Origin of the sequence: Sediminibacterium soli (assembly GCF_009939225.1) — a bacterium.
GTDB classification, from domain to species: Bacteria; Bacteroidota; Bacteroidia; order Chitinophagales; family Chitinophagaceae; genus Sediminibacterium; species Sediminibacterium soli.
The window spans coordinates 124,337-143,645 of the sequence record NZ_JAACJR010000006.1; the positions used below are offsets into that span (position 1 = coordinate 124,337).

Here is a 19,309-nt window from a genome sequence, read left to right on the forward strand (position 1 = left end):
ATCACTTGAAGCCGATCCGATATACCGGTTTATTGCTGCTGTTGTTTGCTGCATCCTGCAGTATACAGAAACACCTGCCGCCGGGTACGCAGCTCTACCGCGGTGCAAAATTCGATATACAAAAGGATTCATTGAACAGAACGCGTGTGCGTACCATCCGTAAACAACTGACGGCAATCAGCATTCCCAAGCCCAATACGGCGATCTTTGGATTTCCGTACCGCGTATGGCTCTGGTACCTGTTCGGTGAGCCGCATAAGGAATCGGGGTTTCGTTACTGGCTTCGTTACCGAATAGGGCAGGAACCGGTGCTGAATACGGCGGCGGATACAAAAGCCAATGCAGAGAATTTTACCAATTACCTGATCAATAAAGGATATTTCAATTCGCGCGCGCAGGGCGATACATCGGTGAAAGGATATAAGATGTATGCCAACTACCGCGTCAAACTGGGCATGCCCTATTTTGTACGGGGCGTGGACTGGATCATCGACACCTTGTCTGAGATAGGCCGGGATATCAGCCGCATACCCGACAGGAATGTACTGATCAAACCGGGTCAGCAGTTTGATCTGGACAATGTCAAAGCCGAAAGAACGCGTGTGGATGGTATGCTGAAGAACAGGGGGTATTATTATTTTTCACCCGATCATATCAAGGCCTGGATTGACAGCACCAACCGGGATAATACCGTTAACGTGCATTTTAAGCTGAAAGACGATGTGCCGGTTGCCGCGGTGATGCCCCAGCGTATAAGCAGCATTACGCTGTTCCCGAATTATTCCCTGATCTTTCCGCCACCCGATACGGCGCGCAGCGGTATGCGCATCGTTAACGGTATTCATATCCGTGATACGGTAAGGTACCTGAACGATGCAACGCTTACCCGTTCGGTTACCTATAAACCCAACTCACTGTATAACCTGCGGCAGCAGAACCGTACGCTGAACAGGTTTATCAACACGGGTGTGTTCAAGTTTGTAAAAAACCGTTATGAGGTGAACGGCGATACGCTGTTGCCAAGATGGCTCGATGTGTATTATTACCTCACGCCGCTGCCAAAGAAAACCATCCAGGCCGAGGTGGGTGCTTTTACCAAAACCAATTCCTTTACCGGCGCCCAGGCAAGTGTTACCTGGAAAAACCGGAACGCCTTCAAAGGTGCGGAGCAGCTGCTGGTAAAATTTTACGGCTCATTCGAGAGCGCCGGAACGGATTCACTGCGGCGCAACAATAATTTCAGGCTGGGCACCGAGTTTTCGCTGGTATTGCCCAGGTTTGTGACACCGTTCAGGGTGCGCGACAGTTTTGCGTTTCCTCCCAAGACCAGTTTCTCGCTGGGGTATGAGTGGATGCGCAAACAGGCATTGTATACCAAGAACTATTTCCGTTTTCAGTACGATCTGGCCTGGAGAGAAGCCAATAACAAACAGCACCTGTTTGCGCCGGTCAGTATTACGCATACCATTACCAGCGCGTTCAGTCCTGAATACAAAACCCTGATCGACCAGATCCCCGGTCTGAAGATCAGCAACCTGCCGGAACTGATCATGGGCTCATTTTATACATACACCTACACAACCCGTAACATCAACGCGCCGAGAAATTTTTACCTCAGGGCCAATATCGATGCCGCGGGCAATATCCTCGGTGCTCTCAACAAAGCAAAGCAGCCATATACAGGAAAATTCCTGGGCGCTTATTACGCACAGTATGTGAAAATGGATGCGGACATGCATTACAGCATCCGGTTCGGCAAAGAATCGCGCTGGGTGAACAGGGTGGTTGTAGGCGCAGGGTTCCCCTATGGAAATTCACTGTTCCTGCCCTTTGTGAAACAGTTCATCATAGGTGGTGCCAACAGTTTGCGGGGATTCCAGGTAAGACAGCTGGGGCCGGGCAGGGTTAAAACCACACCGCAGCAGCAACTGTATTACCCACAGGTGGGCGGCGATTACAAACTGGAACTGAATACGGAACTGCGGTTTCCGGTGTTCGGCAAGCTGAAAGGCGCCGTATTCGTGGATGCAGGCAATGTATGGACACGCGATGCGATCCTCTATGGCAACGATGCCAAATTTACCGCGCAGTTCCTGAATGACCTTGCCGTAGACGCCGGTCTTGGTGCACGGGTGGACCTCAGTTTCCTGATCATACGTCTCGACCTGGGTCTGCCACTGCGGGTGCCTTACCGGCCGCGTGGCCAGGAATGGGATTTCGGTAATTCGTTCAGGAATATCGTATACAATATCGCGATCGGTTATCCCTTCTGATTAACCGGTACAGGCTCTGGTACCGATGGGTTGTTTAGTTGATACGGTAAACCAGGCCGGGCTGCACAACACCCGATGAATAGTCGATCGTGAAAGAAAGCTGGTTTTTTTTCTTTGGCGCAAGTCCGTTGGCTTCCCCGTTTTTAATCCGGGCATACCGGTGGTAGTTGTTCACTACCTGCTGACCGGTAAGGTAACCCAGGGCAGCGCCGGCAAGGATATCCGTAAACCAGTGTTTGTTCTCGGTGATCCTGCTCAGGCCTATCAGTGTGGCGATCGTATAGCTGATATAGGGAACCAGTTTCTTGCCCTTGTACTCCATAGAAAAAACCGTGGCTGCGGCAAATGCGCCGGTCGTATGTCCTGAGGGAAAAGAGCTGTTGGTCTTATACCCGTTGGCGTCTTCCGATTTGTAGAAGGGTCCCTGGAACGAGGGCTCCGGCTGCAGTGTACCCCTGTCGATATAGGTTGGCCGCTGCCGCCCCGAAAGAAATTTGGTGGCAAGCTGTACGGCGCCTGCCGTCAGGTACGATTGCGAGGCAAGCAGGGTAGTGGATCGCAGCTTCCGGTTTTTGGTGATATAACTGGTGGCCGCGAGCCCCATCAGGGTATACACTTCATATAGTCCGCCGAACCGCGTGATATAATCACTCACTTCCCGTACGGTTTTGTTCTTATCGCGAAGATCAAGCGCATTTCGTTGTATGGGCTTATCGGCAAAACTCAACGCAGCCTCGAGTCCTATGAATCCCGCCATATTGAACCAGTCCTTTTTTTTCATATGGAATGGCTTGGTAAAGGACTGCTTCATATTACTGCCCAGCAAGATAAAATAGGCCGGCAGCGTGATCTTTGTCTCCTCGGTATAAAGCGACTTATCCGTCTGGTTGACCTGTTTGGCGGTATCTCCTTTTCCACGAAGGCTGTCCAGTTTTTTGAGCAGCGTATCGGGCTGCTGCGCATGGGCGCCAACAGCGGAACAGAGCAATACGGCCCCGATCAGAATGGTTGATATTCTCATGGTACACACAACAATTGAACAGTTTACGATAGCAAAATTCCTTCCGGAATGGCCGCTTTTTTGTTAAAAAACCGGCACCTATATTTTCAGATGGAACAGCTCTATTTCCTTACGTTTTCCTTTTAATTCCACCGGGCCCAGGCTTTCCGCCTGGAAATCCTCCAGCTTGCTTTTTTCGATAAAATCCTTTGATACGATGAATTTTTTATTCAGTTCGCTGCAGGCGCTTCGTATCCTGGCGGTGGTATTCATCGTATCGCCGCTCATGGCAATATCTTTTTTGATCACGCCTATTTCACCCACCGTTACCTCGCCCACATGAATACCCACCCTGAATTCGGGGATACAGTCAAAATCGCGTTTGAAGACAAGACTTACTTTCTGGATATTTTTCCTGGCTTCGATGACAGACCGCATACAGCGTCGTATGTTTTTGGGACTGTAGGTCCAGGAAACCACGATCTCATCGCCCACATACTGGTAGATCCTGCCCCCGTATTCGATCAGCGCGTTGGATATCTGGTAAATGAATTCACGGATAAAGCGGAAGTACTGCGTATGACCGAGTTTTTCGGCAATGCTGGTTGAATCGTTCAGGTCGATAAAGGCAACGATCCGGTTCTCTGTTTTAGGGGTTACATATTTCCCCATCAGGATATCGAGAAACACCCCCGGCGAATATTTTTCATTGATCTCGATGATCAGCTGTGTAATCAGGATCAGGATCAGCCAGTAAGAGAGTTTCTGCACAAGCAGGCCTATGTGTTCCACTTCGTAAAAGAAATTCCGAAAGGAGTTCTGCAGCGGAACGGAAGACTGTATGGAACTGATGGTATACAGCAGTGTGTTCATCAGAAATGCTGCGGCGATCAGTGTAATGCTTTTCAGCAGCAGCGATATCCAGAGATAATGGTTCCGGAACATCCTGCGCAGCACAAACACCAGCAGGTAACCCATGATGGCGCTCATCAGGAATACGATGCATTCGCGCAGTATCATATTGCCGGCTGGTCTGTCTGCAGGGTGACTGTTGAACAGCAGCACTACGATCATATCCACCGTGGTCCAGAATATGGCAACGAACAGCACCACCCGAAAACGGTACTTTTTTAAAACGCTCAGTTTCTGGGTGCCAGGCATGGTTCGCTCATTTGATTTGTAAATAGTCGTAGATCACCTGCTGCGCCGCATACGCAACGGTATGTCCATTGGTTCTGTTGGGATCTTTCGCGCCGATCAGGGTGGTTTTGGCGTTATCGTTCCATTGCATATTGAAATAGTCGAGTAATTCTTTTTTGCAGTCGGGCGAGAGTATGGGCACGCACACTTCGATCCGGTGATGAATGTTCCGGTTCATCCAGTCGGCCGAGCCCATGATCACCTCGGCATGCACATCATCCCCAAACAGGAACAGCCTGGAATGTTCCAGGTAACGGTCTACCAGTCGTTTGATGGTGATGTTGCTGCCGGCGCCGGGTTGCATACAGCAGATGCTGCGTACGATCAGCTGCACTTCCACACCCTGTTCGGCTGCCTGGTAAAGGGCATTGATCAGATTGGGTTCTTCCAGGTTATTCAGCTTAATGCGTATCAGGCCTTTTTTACCGGTTTTGATTTTCTGCATTTCGCCATCGATCAGTTTTTCAAACTGTTCTTTCATATTGAAACGCGATACCAGCAGTTTTTCAAAAGAATGCCTGGCCCTGGTGCGTTCGCTGTGTTCGCGCTGCAGTAATTTGAACAGCAGCAGCATTTCCTGTACGATGCCCGGGTTGGTGGTCATCAGTACATGATCGGTATAGAACTGTGCGGTGATCTCGTTAAAATTACCGGTGCTGAGAAGTGCGTACGACAGGGCCTGCTGCTGGCTGTTCTTTTTTACAACGGCGATCTTTGAATGCACTTTGATGCTGGGCAGACTGTAAATGATATTTACACCGGCTTTCTTCATTTCCTTGCTCCAGCGGATATTGTTGTATTCGTCAAACCTGGCTTTCAGTTCTACAAATGCCGTTACTTTTTTACCGTTTCTGGCAGCGCTGATCAGTGCGTTGATGATATGCGATTCGGATGCCACGCGATACAGGGTAATGTATATCTCGGTGACATCGGTATCTACGGCGGCCTGGTTAAAGAAAGAAAGTACCGGGTTGTACGACTGGTAGGGGAGGTGCAGTAGGATATCTTTTGTATGCAGCAGGTTGAAAATATCTGCGGTGTCCTGCAGTTCCGGCAGCAACAGCTGTTTCCTGGCGGGATACAGCAGGTTCCTGTTGAATTTCGGGAACGATGCCAGGTCGCTGAGCTGGTGGTAATGGCCGCCCGCAAACATCTCGTCGAAGTTCAGGTTGAAAAGACCTGCAATCAGGAACTGTACATTCCTGGGCATATTTGCCTCGTACAAAAACCGGGAAGGCGCACCCAGATCGCGTTTCTTCACTTCTTTTTCAATTCTCAGCAGGATATCACCGCTCAGTTCATTATCCAGGAATATCTCCGAATCCCGGTTGAATTTGATGCTGTATATACCCTGAATCTCCGATCCGGGAAAAAGAAAAGACATATTCAGCCGGATGATATCGTCAATAAACACCACATACTCGTAACCGTCTATAGGGCTCAGCACATAAAACCGCTGTAGTTTATCCGAAGGAATATTGACGATGCCATGCTGCAGGGTGCCGGGTTCTTTGCCTTTTATGCTGACAAACAGGTATAGTTTGCTGTTCTCCGGGTGGAAGCGGTGGTTTTTCTGCGGGTCAAGGTAAATGGGTTGTATAAACGACAGTATTTTAGAGAGGAACAGTTCCCGGATCTCTGCCAGGTGCTCCGGTCTTACGGATGTGCTGTAATAGAAAACGATCCGGTTCTTCTGTAATTCGGGAAGTATCTCCCGCTGCAGGATTTCGCCATACAGATCCAGCTGGCGGTTGATCTCCTGCTGTATTTCGCCGGTGATGTCTTCCTGCGCTTCGGAGCCTGCCTGTTTGCGTATCTTTTTGTTCAGCTTCGACAGGGTGGTGATATAAGGATACCTTACCCGGAAGAATTCATCGAGATTCGACGAGAAGATAGATAGGAACTTAATGCGTTCGTACAAAGGCACGGATGCATCTGCCGCCTCCTGCAATACCCGGAGGTTGAACTCCAGCCAGCTGATATCCCTGTTGATGATCGTTCGCATGGTTAAAGTGGAAATCCGTTTGCCGCCGGCGCCGCAACGGCTTCGTGTTTAAAGAAAAATATGGCGATGGCGAAGGAGAGAACCGATATCACGATACCGAACATGAATATATTGTAGGCAAGCCTGATCAGCCTGTATTTTCTGCCCAGCACAACGGCCAGCTGGTAGATATCCTTGATCAGGGAACCGTATAGGTAATTCGGGTCGCGCATCATTCGCCGCATGGCTTCGTTGTACTGTTCAAAACTGGCTTTGTGGAAATTGCCGAAGAACAGCAGGTTGGTCTTGCGGTTGATGACATCCTCGTCTGTAAAAGTTCCTTCGCTTATTTTGGGCCTGGTGGCAAGAATGGCAATTACGATCGTTGCCACCGATACGGTTAGGAATATGATGCTCGGCAGCGTAAGATAGGGCTCGTCCTGCAGCTTCCTGAAAAGCACACCCAGTATAACAGAAATAATGATCGAGTTCACCGAGATCAGGATATTGGCTTTGTGATCGGCCATCTCACTCAGTTCCAGATGATTGCTCGAGGTCAGACGCAGCATCGTCTGTATACCTTTGGTGGGAAGGTTTTTATCGGCCAGCGTTAAATGCTCGCCCGGGTGGTGTTCGGCATCTTCTTTTTTGCGCGTCTTGTTTTTCATTTTCTCTATATTGGCTTCTTTTTTTTCTTCCAGCAGGTTCAGGCAATAGGGCGTATAGTATTCGTGTGCTTCCAGGAATTCGATCGCCCGCTGTTTCCATTCCAGTTTGTCGATATTACCCTCCTTGCGCTGGAGCTCTTCGAATACTTTCTTGTTTGTTTCCTTGAATTCCTTGGTGCCGAAATGATAGGTGTCCGCATCACACAGTATCCTGGATACCAGGTTGGAGGGATGGCGGGGATAGCGGGTAGACATAATCGCCGTTTCCACATCCTGTATCATGTCATCATCGGCTCCCTGGGCCGTTAAAAACTGTTTCGCCAGTTCCACGCCTTTTTCTTCATGACGCGGAGCCCCCATATACAGGTAACCGGTATCGTGAAACCATGCCGCTATAAACAATACCTGCATGTCTTTTTCAGACAGTTCATAATGCGCCGCGATCTCCTTGGCCCTTTGTACAACGGTTTCGGTATGATGCAGGTTGTGAAACAACAGGTCGCTGTCGGCCATAGTATGGAACAGCTCCCTTACATGGTCTTCAGTATGTTTATAAATCTGTGGTTCCATGGGTGTGGTTAAAAGGTTAGGTTGAATTTTGTACCGATAGAAAAGTTGAACAGGTTGTCTTCGCCCGACAAGCCGATCGTTGCCGACAGCAATACGTAGTTGTAGGCTGCGTAGTACATACCGCCGCCATAGGAGTAATGCCATTTTCTTGAGTCTTCCCCTTCCTGCCATACCCGGCCGAGCTCGTTGAATGCGATCAGACCCACGGCGCCGGGGAATACATAGGATTTGGATTCGAAGAGTTTTACCCTTACCTCAAGGCCGCTGTAGAAAAGCGATGAGCCTGTAAAGCGGTCTTTGCGGTAACCTCGCAGGTAGTTGTTGGCGCCCAATGTGAGTCCCTGGAAGTACTCGTAGTTTTTGCTGAAGATATGTCCCCCGCCAACACGCAGTATCGTTACCAGTTTGGCCGGCTCAGACAGCGCGGCATGTACGGTCATATCCGAGGTAAGCGCTGTAAAGGGTTTGGCGGCTTTTGTTAACGCGCCCGTTGCCTCAAACTGGGTTACCCAGTTGATGCCGCGTGTTGGCAGCAATACGTTATCGAGGTTGTTAATGATAATTGCCAGTTTACCGCCCGCGTAGGTTTTGCGGGTATAGATCAGATTCGAATCAAGCCCCAGTGCAGAGGGCGTTCCCATGATCTTGCCCTGGTTGTTCTCGTACCTGTCCCAGTAGTGATTCACCACAGGACCTGCCAGCACCTGCAATACGGGGTTGAAACGTTTCCGAAGAAACAGTTGCCCCTCCAGGTATTTGTACCGCACACGGTAAAAATCAATCCCTTTCTTCTGGTCATAAGGCGTTTCATTGCCAAACCCGAAGAAATTATCCAGCGCCGGATTCAGCAGCGAGGCGCGGGCAACAATATCCAGTTTGCCGATCGCCTGGTTGAACTGACCCTGGTATTTAATCTGGTAGGCACCGCTGTTGAAGGCATACAGGGTGGAGAATTTTTGCTCGGTTGCAAACGGCTCTTTGCGGAAGCCGAATGTGCGTCTGCTGAACCCGAGCCCCACCAGGAATTTATCTTCCGCGTTGAACCCGAAATTGAACTGCGGAAAATGAGAGAGATTGTATTTGAAGTTCACCGGTGTATAGTCGTTCACATGCGGATCGGAAGAAGTGCGCACACGCGACCTGTTGTTTTCCGCTACGTAGTTTTCGCTGGTGGTCATGTCGTACAGATAGTTGCGGATATTGCCTTTTACATTGAATGTATCGCTGCCCTTTCCTCCGATAAGGCGTAAACGTATCCTCGAATCAGCCTTTTCATCCACATCAAAGTAATCGTCGCTGTTCAGTCCGTACATCAGTATTTCTTTCGTGTCTCTTGGGTCAAATTTCCGCTCGTACATGACCGACTCCAGTTTCTGCGTTTTTTTATCGCGCTTGTAAACGCTTACCTGCAGCGTATCGTCAACCGTGGTTACCTTGAAATATTCGTTGTCGTTAGTGCCGAGAACGGTTACGGTCTTAGAGAGGAACCGGTAGTATTCCAGTCCTTTTTCCATCATCTGGTCGCGGCGGCCTTTGAGTTTGGTGAGGATCTCCGCGCCGTCGATCGCTACGATCTCGGGCGGCATTCTGTTTACCGCAACGGCAAGCAGGCTGTCGGTCATCGTATGCTGAAAACTGTCGATGATGTTCACCCAGCGCTGCCTGTCGAGCCGGTTGAGAAAGAACCGGTCTATATCCCGTTCTTCCCAGTTGAACCAGTTCACATCCCTGATGTCTGCAGAGAATCCCTTGAGATAAGGGAATAGCGTCGAGGCGATCGTTTTGATCAGCCTGCCATCGGAACCGAAGAAAACCTGGTCGCGGTCGCGGGGAACGGGATAATACACTTTTCCCTTGCCTGTATCCCGTGTGGCCCATTTCCACTGGTCGAAATGGCGGTCCCAGTCGCCGATCAGCATATCCAGCAAACGCGCGCGTAGCATCAGCGGCTGATCGATTCGGTTATCGTTGTCTTCCAGCACCTTGCTCATCACTTTCTGGGTGCTCTTTGTATCCGCACCCGGAACGGGGTCGCGGTCTTCGAGCATACAAACGGTATTGGCCACGCGCGAACGGTATACGCCAAACGCGGGATCATCGGGTACGAAGAAAAATTGCGGACTGGCAACAGGCACGCCCAGCGCTTTGGCCAGGTCGGGCACCGCCAGCGCGCCATAGGGATGCGAGGCGGAGATCATATCCGAAACAATATCCTGTGCCACCGACCCCCGCAGAAATTCAGGCATGGCTTTCTCGGGATTCTTATCAATGCTGCGGAGTGACCATTCCTTTCCGTTTTTGTCCCGCATCCGCAGCGAGGCGGTCTGTTTGCCGCCGCCCACGCCTGTCACTCTCAGCCCGCCTTTCTCCTTGCGCAGGTTAAATACTTTCAGTTTTACCTTGGTCGACCATTCTTCCCGGTAGTTGTTACCGAATATGAAACGTTTAAGCGGAGAGGCGTTGCCGTACTTTTCACTGGCCTGAACCAGTACGCTGTCTTCAAAAGGAACTTCTATGGGCGTAACCGTTGCGGTGTGTACGCCCGAGTCAATCCTGGGCAGCTTGGCGAAATTCCATACCGTTTTCTCGAAGGTTTTGTTCACTTCTTCGTCCTTTACCTCGTAAAAAGCCACTTTCACATTCTTGTCCTTCATGATTTCCATCGTGGCAAATCCGTTCTCTTCCGAGCCGTATAACTGGTGTTTGCTTTTTGATACACGGGTTTTATTGGTTCCCGCGCCGCTGGTGATATAGGTATAGCTGCTGTCCTGTATCAGTTGAAGGTTGTGTTCGTGTCCTGCCGCATAGATCACATTCGGATGTGCCTTTAATACCTTGTTGATGTCGCGGATCATATTCTGGTAAGCAGGATGCTTGAGATCCTGCGCCGTGCCGAATATGCCGCGGGTGATCGGATAGATGGACCCGATCAGCGGCATCGGTACGTACATCTTGGGACTGGCATCGGTGAGCGGAAAAATATGCTGCTTGAGGGTGAAATACCCGCCGTGTATGCCATCGCTTTTAAAGGGGTGGTGACAGGCAAAGACGATCAGCTTTCTTGCATTTTTGGTGACGATTTCGTCCAGCTGACTCAATACCTCTTCTTTTGTCTTATAGGGACAGTCGGATTCTATCCCCGGTTTATCGTACAGGTGCAGCCACCACTGGCTGTCCATCATGATCAGTACCACATCATTGCTCAGGCTCACTTCTTCCGGCCCCGGGCACCCGTCTTTGGGATAGAACTGAACATTGTTGCCACCGTGGGCGTCGATGTAATTCTGCTCGCGCATCACCGCATTCCATCCATCGGGTCCTTCGTGGTCCCAGTCGTGGTTGCCGGGAAGGAAATAGGCTCGGGCGGGGGTATTGGCCACAATATGTGTCTGCGAATCGAGTATGGTGGCGGCCATGGTGTAGTGCGAATAGGCATCGTCGGGCAGACCATAGGTGTACAGGTTATCGCCCAGGTAAAGCACGGTGGTAATACTGTCGAGTTTGATGCGGTTTCTGACCGCCGATACCACGGGATGACGACCGTTTTTCAACGATCCCGCATCGCCGATCAATACGATCCTTGCCTGCACCGAGTCTTTTTGTGCAGACAACTCGTTTGCCAGTGTACATAGCACTATCAGAATTGTCAGGGTATACTTCACTTCTTATTGTTTTTTCGTTTTAGGATGAGTACGTTGCCGAATTCGCCGAGATTGATCTCGTTGGATATGAGCAGGTCGCCGGTTGGCGTAAACGCCAGTCCCTCGGGTTGCCGGTACAGGTAAGGATCCAGGGGGTAAACATCCCTTACCTTTCCGGAACTGTCTGCAATCACCAGTACTTTGTTTACGGAAGAGACCATATAAATATCATGGTTCAGTGGGTTGACAGCGCTTGCAGATGGTTTGAAGCGGACTTTGTTCACATCCAGTTTCTTGGCGATGGGGGATACATCGATCTTTTTCGGAAACAGGGCATAGGTATTGGTCACTGTATTGAAACTCCAGATGCTTACCGCCGCTTTTTTATCGATCGAACAGTCCTTGCAGATCATATGCAGCGAGGCGGTGGAGGAATCGTAATACAGACTTTCAAATTCGTTGCTTCCGTTTTTAGGAAAAGTATAGTTCTCCGCCAGCAATGAATCGCCGTTGAAATGCACACGTGTGATATCGCCGTTGCTGGTCAGTATGTAAAAGATGCTGTCTACCCGTTCAAGGTCTTCGTAATCGGCTTTCTTTCCGAATTTCCATTTCTGGAAGGCACGGGTCTTCAGAAACACCTTGAACAGCCAGCCTTCCTCATCAATAATGGCAAATACGCTGGTGTCTTTCGCATAGAAATCAATACCCGATATCTCGTCCAGCTGTTCCGTTACATTTATTTTATAAGGATGGTTGAGGTCGTAATCGGGTGTATCGGGATAGACCTCCTTGTGAGACCTGCCGCAGCCGCCGGTAAAATACAGTAAGCCCGTACCCACCAGGCAATACAATAATGCGCGGCCGATCAAGGAACCCGTAGTGTCAGTATAAGAACGCATGACTAAATGGGATAAAAAATGCTGCCATCTGATGTGCAGCCATCAGATTCCGATTCAATCAGGAGTGAAATGAATAAACAGTGCTTATGTAGAATTTATTCTACATTTTTTATATTCCTGAAAAAACGCATGCGGGGCATAGTTATTTTTTCTGTAGCGGAAACATAAATACTCCGATCTATGAAAAAATTATTTGTATTACTGGCATTGGGAATAGGGCTTACTGCATCTGTCGGCGCCCAAACGGAAAAGCATAAGGTGTCGAATGATGATTATAAATCCAAAGTAAAACCCACCACTACCGTAGGCGAAAAAGTGCACAATGTTTTCAGCAAACACAAGAAGACAAGCGGACTTAAGATCAAGAAAAAGAACAAACACACCGACGCGAAAACAAAAACGGAAGTGAAAACAAAGCCATAATCAGTGTTGAATACAGCAGATCCCCGGTAACCCCGGGGATCATTTTTTTCGGAGCACTATCTTGCCTGGCCTGGGATCGGTTTTTACAGCGGTGCGCAGCGAGGGGAGTTCTTTGCTTTCGGTTTTGATAATGTATACCGCCTGGTCGCCGGGCTTGATGCCGTTACCGATATCACGGCTGTACACTTTGGTGAACTCCGCCCCGAAATACAGAATGATCGAAGTATAGTATACCCACACAAGTATCACGAATACAGAAGCAACTGTTCCGTAAATGGCGCCGAGCCGGGAATTGCCTATGTACAAACCGATCAGGAATTTACCGATGATGAACAGCACCGTCGTAAAAGTTGCGCCGGCGATACTGTCCTTCCACCCGATCTTTGCATCGGGCAATACTTTGAATATTACGGTGAACAACGCCGTGATCACCAGGAAAACAGAAGCCAGGTTACCCAGGTAGAGAAGGTGAACAGACGAGTCCCTGAACAGTCTTTCCAGCCGCTCGTACAAAGCATCCATCAGCGAATTAACGATCAGTGATACCAGCAGTATGAACCCAATACCGACAACGAGCGAGAAGGAGAGCAGCCTGTCAAGCAGCAGCTTCAGCCAGCCTTTCCTCGGTTTGGTGCGGATACTCCAGATATAATTAACAGATCCCTGTATCTCGGTAAACACACTCGATGCACCGATCAGCAGGATGGCGGCGCCGATAACAATGCCCCATACACCGCTGTCTCTCAGCCGCACATTGGCGATGATATTCTGTATCTGTACCGCCGCTTCCTGGCCAATCAGCTGCTGTATCTGCCCGTATACCCTTCCCTCCACCGCCTCCTGTCCGAAAGCGGCGCCGGCAATGCTGATGACGATCAGCAAAAATGGCGCGATGGAAAATATGGTATAGTACGAAAGGGAGGCAGCGAGTTTCATGCCTTCATCGCTGATGAATTCAGACACCGATTTTTTCAGCACCTGCGGTAAATGCTTCAGCACCTGCAGTATGGCCATCGTTTTTTTCATACACTTAGCGAAGCCAATTCCTATTCCAAATAACCATGTAAAACGATTGTGGAAAATAATTCCCAAAAGAAGTGCGGTCTGTGCAGCACCGACGGGTACGTTTTTTTAACCTCCTGCAGAAAGAAAAAGAAAGCATATGCGTAGTTTATTATACCTGATAGCAGTTATCCTCGTCATAGGATGGCTGATTGGTTTCTTTGCCTACAGCGTAGGCGGATTGATCCATATATTGCTGATACTGGCAATCATTTCGCTCTTATTGGGCATCATCAACCGCTCGGCTGATTAGGTACTTTTATCGATATCAGAAAAACCCAGAGGCTGCATCTTACCTGCAGCCTTTTTGTTTGGGTGTCTGCAAAAAAAAGGCAGCGAATGCTGCCTTCCCCAAAAATGAAACGGTATCGTGTCAGCTTTTTGCCTTTTTTTCCATGTTTTCCACTTTCAGGATAAACTCGCTGGTATCGGGCTCGGAAGAAGGGCCGTACCCGTCAACCAGGGTGCCCTTGGCTCCGTCCCTTGCTTCAATCACATACATGATCGATGCATCAGCGGGATCGGTTTGTCCTTCAAAGCGAAAAAAGTTTACAATCTTCACCTGTTCTGCGGTATAGGTCTTACCGGTTGTGTAAGAAAGCAACTGGTCTTCCTTTACCGTAAAGTCTTCTGTATAGCCATCCTGGCGCATGCGTGCCAGGCAATCCACCAGGGTTTTCAGATAGGCCGGGGTGGGAGCGGTTTGCGTGTTCATATGGAGTGTTTTTACATGAAGAAAAAAGGCTGGGCAAAATGCACCAGCCTGTATCTGCGTTTTCGTTTTCCCGTTTCCGTCTTAACCTCGGCAAGCTAGAAGTAGTCCGGGTCAACGTTGTGCAGAACATTTTTACGTTGCTTTAAGAAGCAACCGTCTCGTGCATATCGCGGTATTTTTTGATCAGGTCATGGGCATTCTTCAGCGATGATTTCTGGTCCATGATCAGCTGCCTTGTTTCCGCGCTCATTTCCGCATCCGATTTCAGGGCCGAGTCGTACGCTTTCTGCGCTGCATCCTCGCCATATTCGCAGGCTTCGAGTACAGACAGGCGTTCTTTGCTGGCAAATGCGGCCTTTACGTCCATCCAGGTACGGTATATCTTTCCGGAAATAGTGCTGTCGGTTGCCGGCTCGCCGCCCATTTTCACTACGGCATTGCTCAGTTCCCTTACATGATCACGGCTGTCATTCGCCATTTTGGCAAAAATGCCCCGGAGGTCCATGTCCTGCTCCCTTGTTTCGTCAACCGCTTTTTCGTATCCGTTAATGCGGTCGTTATTGATCCTGATCAGATCGTTCAATGTCTCTATCAATGTTTCGTTTGCTTTCATAACTGAGATGTTTGGGTTAGCGGCAAAAATCCTGTGCCTGCTTCCTGCCACCGCAAAAACCGCCGGATTGTAGAAAGAAATACACGTCCCGCGGCGCTGATTGTCAACAGAATGGCAAAAAAATGGGGCCGGTGGTATGAAATTTTTAGCCCGTTGACCGAATTGTTCATTAAAACCAATTGTTGTATGAAGCGTCTATGCATTATGATCGTTTTCGCATTTGCCGGTTACGCGGCTTCAGCCCAGAACACCACCAATTCCTATTCTTACAAGACAGCGCTGGGTGTGAAAGTCCTCGACGGAGCAGGTATTACCCTGAAAAGTTTTATCAACGGAAACAATGCCCTTGAAGGGGTTGGATTTTTCTGGCGCCAGGGTTTTCGTCTTACAGGACTGTACGAAATACACGGCAATATCAACGGCGCCCCCGGTTTGAAATGGTATGTTGGTCCGGGTGCCCACGTAGGTGTGTATAACAAGGACTACTATGGTGGCGCCACTACCTTCGGTATCGATGGTGTGCTGGGTCTTGACTACAAGATCAAAGGCGCGCCGATCAACTTCTCGCTCGACTGGCAGCCCTCCTTCGAGTTCAGTAACAACCGGGGATTTGTGGGCAGCTGGGGTGGGTTTGCCGTGAGGTATACTTTTTAGCGGCGGAAGTGAAAAATTTAAAATTTAAAAGTCAAAAGTCAAAATTCAAGATGTAAAGAGGTTACAGGCTGCCTTTGTACCGACAGGTTAAACAGCGCTCTGTCTCTTACATTTTTTGAATTTTGACTTTTGCATGTTGATTTCTTAAACAGCGTTCAGCAGCGACATCAGCACTTTTTCTTCCGATGTAAGCGAGGTGCGGTCGTCGTTTTTTTCGATTTCATCCAGCTGGTCCAGGTAGCTCTGTATCCGGTTCTCTTCATAGAGATGCAGTATCTGCGGATGAACATAGTATTTTCTGCAAACAGCGCGGGTATTACCCAGCTGCCGGCTTACTTCATCGAGTGCAAGATTGATATTGTGCTTGCATTCTGCCCCGGTTTTAAAAAGACCGATCTGCCTGAATGCACGCAGCGCATGCAGACAACCCGCCCAGGTGCGGAAATCTTTTGCAGAAAAGGTTTCGCCCATGTGTTGCCGGATATACCGGTTGACCATGCCCGAATCAACCGGCTGTCTGTTTCCTTCCTGGTCATAATACTGAAACAGTTCTTTTCCGGGTATGTCCCTGCATTGCCTTACGATACCGGCCAGCTTGCGGTTGCGCAGGCTGATGGTATGGTTGATGCCTTTTTTGCCCCTGAACGAAAACCGGATATTGCCCGCTTCTATCGATACATGTTTGTCGTGAAGGGTGGTGAGTCCGTGCGAACCGTTTGTTTTTTCATAGGCTGTATTCCCTATGCGTATATAGGTTCGCTCCATCAGGCCGATAACGGCAGCGATCACTTTCTGCTCGGTAAGTGCCGGCTGCAGAAAGTCTTTTTCAACCTGTAAGCGCAGTGCCGGCAGCCGTTGGCCGAATTCGGTCAGTTTATGGAATTTTGTCTCATTGCGCAGTACGTTCCAGAGCGGGTGATAGCGGTACTGTTTTCTTTCACGGGCATCAAAGCCGGTTGCCTGTATATGGCCGTTGGGCCTGGTGCAGATCCATACTTTTGTCCATGCCGGCGGTATCACCAATTGCCTGATACGCCTGATCTCGGTTTTGTCTTTCACAGGTGCATCCCCGAGCCGGTAAGCAAATCCTTTTCCTTTTTTAACCCGGGCAATGCCAGGGTCTTTGTCTGAAACATATACCAGGTTGGCCGCCGAAGCGGAGCGGGTATAATCCTTTACCAGCGACAGGTGTTTTCTATGACTGATCTTGGCGGGGTTCATTCTTTGGCTGGATGCACCGATTTGGCTTCCTTGATTTTGGCGCGGGTATTGGCATGTGCTTCATCGATGGAGTGAGAGGCGAAAATATCCTTGCCTTCGGCAGAAAGCTTGGAAAGTGTGATATAGAACTTCTTCAGCGCAAGCAGTTCCTGCTCGGTCAGATCCTCCACATTCACAATGCGGTTGCTTGCAAACCGGTTGGAGGCGATCAGTTCATTCAGTTTAAGATGGATGGCGGTGGTGTCTTTGTTCTGCGAATGCTGGATGATGAATACCATGACAAATGTGATCACGGTGGTGCCCGTATTGATCACCAGCTGCCAGGTATCCGAAAAGTGAAAGATCGGCCCTGTAACGATCCACAGCACGATGATACCGCAGGCGGTGATCAGTGCGCCCGGGCTGCCCGTACCCCTTGTGATAGCGCCTGATAATTTTTCAAAGCGGTACCTGAAACTGCCGGTGTTCTTTTTTGGAGGCATAACGGAGAATTGATAGGTGATGAGTTAAAAATCCAGGCCAGCTGCGCCCGGTGCTTACGGCTGTCAATATACCTTTTTTTCAGGCGCCCATCATTTGCACGGCGTTAAAGAATGTCTACCTTGTGATATGGAAAAAAAGGTACGGATATTCCTGGTCGACGACGATACGGATGACCGCAGTCTTTTTATGGACGCACTCAGCGAAATAGATACCGCCATTGAACTGGCAACGGCCATTAATGGCACCGAGGCCCTGGAAAAAATGTTGGCCATGCCGGGCCGGCTTCCCGACTATATTTTTATGGACCTGAACATGCCGCTGATGAACGGTCTGCAATGTCTCAAAGAACTGAAAAAACGGGCGGCGCTGGCACATATACCGGTTATTATATATTCAACCTCTTCCCATTCCAAAGACAAAGAAGAAGCCGCCCGTTCGGGGGCGTTTGACTACATTGTAAAACCGTTCAGTTTTACCGAACTCTGCGCATCGATCCGGAAAGTGCTGCAGCAGTAATGATTTTCCCCTGTGGAATTTATTCCACAGAACCTTTTTTCCTGTTTTTCACGGGTAGCCGTCCGCGCTTCAGTGCGCTGAACAGCAGTGTTTTTTGCCTGTTTTTGCCCCGGCGATCCCGGTATGAATTTTTCAATTGTAAAGCGGTCTGCTTACTGAAAAACCACCGCTTATATGCAAAGAATTCTGATCGTTGACGATGACAGGGACCTCTGTTTTCTCCTGAACCGTTTTTTAATGCGTAAGGGCTACCAGGTTACCGTAATCTATTCGGGTACCGAAGCCATGCAGCACCTCGTGGAAAATGAGCCCGATCTGCTGATCAGCGATCTGGGGTTGGGTGATATCGACGGCATTACGCTGCTCAACAAAGCGAAGGAACTGTATCCGAACCTGCCTGTGATCATCATCACCGGTTTTTCGGATATTAAGCTTTCCGCCCTTGCCATGCGGCAGGGCGCGTTTGATTATGTGATGAAACCGCTGCTGCCCGAACAGATGCTCCTGAGTGTGCAGGATGCGCTGGAAAGCCGCAAGCGCGGTGCAGCGGCGCCGGGCGGTTACTTTGACGAAAAGGATACCAGGGAATACTATTTCTGGGGAAGCAGCGACGCGTCGAGAAAACTGATACGCCAGGTGCATCTTGTGGCGCCCACCAATCACAACCTCATTATTTACGGAGAGGATGGCACCGGCAAGCGCGCACTGGCGCACGAGATACACAAACTCAGCAAACGAAGCCATCTTCCTTTTGTTATGCTGAATGCGGCATCCGTTCCGGCAAAGCATACATCGGTTTACCTGTTTGGCAGGCTTGCCGAAACAGGCGGTGTTATGCAGGAAGAGGAAGGACTGCTGGACCAGGTGAACGGCGGCACCCTGTATATCGCCAACCCGCAGGAACTGCCCATCGAAATACAGCAGAAGCTGCTGCAATGCATCCGCAAACGCGAGTGGACAAGAGAGGGAAGCGATCAGCAGATCGAGATGGATATCCGTTTTTTTGCATCCAGCAATACCTTACTCTGGGAAGCGGCACGCAAAGCCGTGCTGCTGGAAGAACTGTACCACCGATTCAATGAGTTTACCATTCATATACCCCCGCTTCGCGAAAGAAAAGAAGACATACAGGAACTGGCCAATCATTTTCTGAAGATGAATAACGACGCCCTGGGCACCAACTCCAAAGGGCTGACACCTGAAGCAACCGCGGTATTGGGTCAGTATACCTGGCACGACAATATCCGCGAGCTGAAAAATTTTATCCAGAAAGCATCGCTGCAGTGCAGCGGTCATTACATCGGGATCGAATGCCTGCCCGCAGAAATCAGCCGGGCGGGCTCGCTGCTGCAGGAAGATTGAGTAACCAGGCAAGGAAAATGAT

At 49.6% G+C, this 19,309-nt stretch carries 17 protein-coding genes; 6 read left to right on the forward strand and 11 right to left on the reverse strand.

Annotation, left to right across the window (positions count from 1 at the left end; translation table 11 throughout):
- Positions 1–5 precede the first annotated feature (5 nt).
- Complete coding sequence (gene tamL, locus GWC94_RS04470) at positions 6–2,273, forward strand: translocation and assembly module lipoprotein TamL (RefSeq protein ID WP_161833827.1); 2,268 nt, start codon at positions 6–8, stop codon at positions 2,271–2,273.
- A gap of 34 nt (positions 2,274–2,307) precedes the next feature.
- Here the strand turns inward: tamL and GWC94_RS04475 are convergent, their stop codons facing one another.
- The 6 genes from GWC94_RS04475 to GWC94_RS04500 form a co-directional block, all read right to left on the reverse strand.
- Positions 2,308–3,294: a phosphatase PAP2 family protein gene (locus GWC94_RS04475; RefSeq protein WP_161833828.1), complete on the reverse strand. Its 987-nt coding sequence runs from the start codon at positions 3,292–3,294 to the stop codon at positions 2,308–2,310.
- A gap of 78 nt (positions 3,295–3,372) precedes the next feature.
- The gene (locus GWC94_RS04480) at positions 3,373–4,434 is read right to left on the reverse strand and encodes an adenylate/guanylate cyclase domain-containing protein (protein WP_161833829.1); all 1,062 of its coding nucleotides are present in this window, start codon (positions 4,432–4,434) and stop codon (positions 3,373–3,375) included.
- 7 nt (positions 4,435–4,441) lie between these two features.
- Complete coding sequence (ppk1, locus tag GWC94_RS04485) at positions 4,442–6,478, reverse strand: polyphosphate kinase 1 (RefSeq protein ID WP_161833830.1); 2,037 nt, start codon at positions 6,476–6,478, stop codon at positions 4,442–4,444.
- Positions 6,479–6,480: 2 nt separating this feature from the next.
- A complete protein-coding gene (locus GWC94_RS04490) occupies positions 6,481–7,695 on the reverse strand; it encodes a Pycsar system effector family protein (protein WP_161833831.1) in 1,215 nt (404 codons plus the stop codon).
- A gap of 8 nt (positions 7,696–7,703) precedes the next feature.
- Positions 7,704–11,357 carry a BamA/TamA family outer membrane protein gene (locus GWC94_RS04495; protein WP_317163433.1) on the reverse strand — a complete coding sequence of 1,218 codons (3,654 nt, stop codon included), beginning with the start codon at positions 11,355–11,357 and terminating at the stop codon, positions 7,704–7,706.
- Positions 11,354–12,238: an SdiA-regulated domain-containing protein gene (locus GWC94_RS04500; RefSeq protein ID WP_161833832.1), complete on the reverse strand. Its 885-nt coding sequence runs from the start codon at positions 12,236–12,238 to the stop codon at positions 11,354–11,356. Before GWC94_RS04500 ends, GWC94_RS04495 begins: the two co-directional genes overlap by 4 nt.
- Positions 12,239–12,418: 180 nt before the next feature.
- Here GWC94_RS04500 and GWC94_RS04505 point away from each other — a divergent pair, with 180 nt between their 5' ends.
- On the forward strand, positions 12,419–12,661 hold the full coding sequence (locus GWC94_RS04505; RefSeq protein WP_161833833.1) for a hypothetical protein: 243 nt from the start codon (positions 12,419–12,421) through the stop codon (positions 12,659–12,661).
- A 39-nt stretch (positions 12,662–12,700) separates the two neighbouring features.
- Here the strand turns inward: GWC94_RS04505 and GWC94_RS04510 are convergent, their stop codons facing one another.
- Positions 12,701–13,687, reverse strand: a complete 987-nt coding sequence (locus GWC94_RS04510) for a YihY/virulence factor BrkB family protein (protein WP_235918456.1) — start codon at positions 13,685–13,687, stop codon at positions 12,701–12,703.
- Positions 13,688–13,823: 136 nt separating this feature from the next.
- Between GWC94_RS04510 and GWC94_RS04515 the strand changes: the two genes are divergently transcribed.
- A complete protein-coding gene (locus GWC94_RS04515; protein WP_161833834.1) occupies positions 13,824–13,976 on the forward strand; it encodes a lmo0937 family membrane protein in 153 nt (50 codons plus the stop codon).
- Between the two features lie 120 nt (positions 13,977–14,096).
- Here GWC94_RS04515 and GWC94_RS04520 read toward each other — a convergent pair whose 3' ends face one another.
- Positions 14,097–14,438, reverse strand: a complete 342-nt coding sequence (locus tag GWC94_RS04520; RefSeq protein ID WP_161833835.1) for a hypothetical protein — start codon at positions 14,436–14,438, stop codon at positions 14,097–14,099.
- 142 nt (positions 14,439–14,580) lie between these two features.
- Positions 14,581–15,051, reverse strand: a complete 471-nt coding sequence (locus GWC94_RS04525) for a ferritin-like domain-containing protein (RefSeq protein WP_161833836.1) — start codon at positions 15,049–15,051, stop codon at positions 14,581–14,583.
- A gap of 186 nt (positions 15,052–15,237) precedes the next feature.
- Here GWC94_RS04525 and GWC94_RS04530 point away from each other — a divergent pair, with 186 nt between their 5' ends.
- A complete protein-coding gene (locus GWC94_RS04530; protein WP_161833837.1) occupies positions 15,238–15,705 on the forward strand; it encodes a hypothetical protein in 468 nt (155 codons plus the stop codon).
- Between the two features lie 144 nt (positions 15,706–15,849).
- Here GWC94_RS04530 and GWC94_RS04535 read toward each other — a convergent pair whose 3' ends face one another.
- Both GWC94_RS04535 and GWC94_RS04540 read right to left on the reverse strand, forming a co-directional pair.
- On the reverse strand, positions 15,850–16,926 hold the full coding sequence (locus GWC94_RS04535) for a DNA topoisomerase IB (RefSeq protein ID WP_161833838.1): 1,077 nt from the start codon (positions 16,924–16,926) through the stop codon (positions 15,850–15,852).
- On the reverse strand, positions 16,923–17,408 hold the full coding sequence (locus GWC94_RS04540; RefSeq protein WP_161833839.1) for a low affinity iron permease family protein: 486 nt from the start codon (positions 17,406–17,408) through the stop codon (positions 16,923–16,925). Before GWC94_RS04540 ends, GWC94_RS04535 begins: the two co-directional genes overlap by 4 nt.
- Positions 17,409–17,535: 127 nt before the next feature.
- Here GWC94_RS04540 and GWC94_RS04545 point away from each other — a divergent pair, with 127 nt between their 5' ends.
- Together GWC94_RS04545 and GWC94_RS04550 are read left to right on the forward strand one after the other, a co-directional pair.
- Positions 17,536–17,925 carry a response regulator gene (locus tag GWC94_RS04545; RefSeq protein ID WP_161833840.1) on the forward strand — a complete coding sequence of 130 codons (390 nt, stop codon included), beginning with the start codon at positions 17,536–17,538 and terminating at the stop codon, positions 17,923–17,925.
- A gap of 174 nt (positions 17,926–18,099) precedes the next feature.
- Positions 18,100–19,287: a sigma-54-dependent transcriptional regulator gene (locus GWC94_RS04550; RefSeq protein WP_161833841.1), complete on the forward strand. Its 1,188-nt coding sequence runs from the start codon at positions 18,100–18,102 to the stop codon at positions 19,285–19,287.
- Positions 19,288–19,309: the final 22 nt, after the last annotated feature.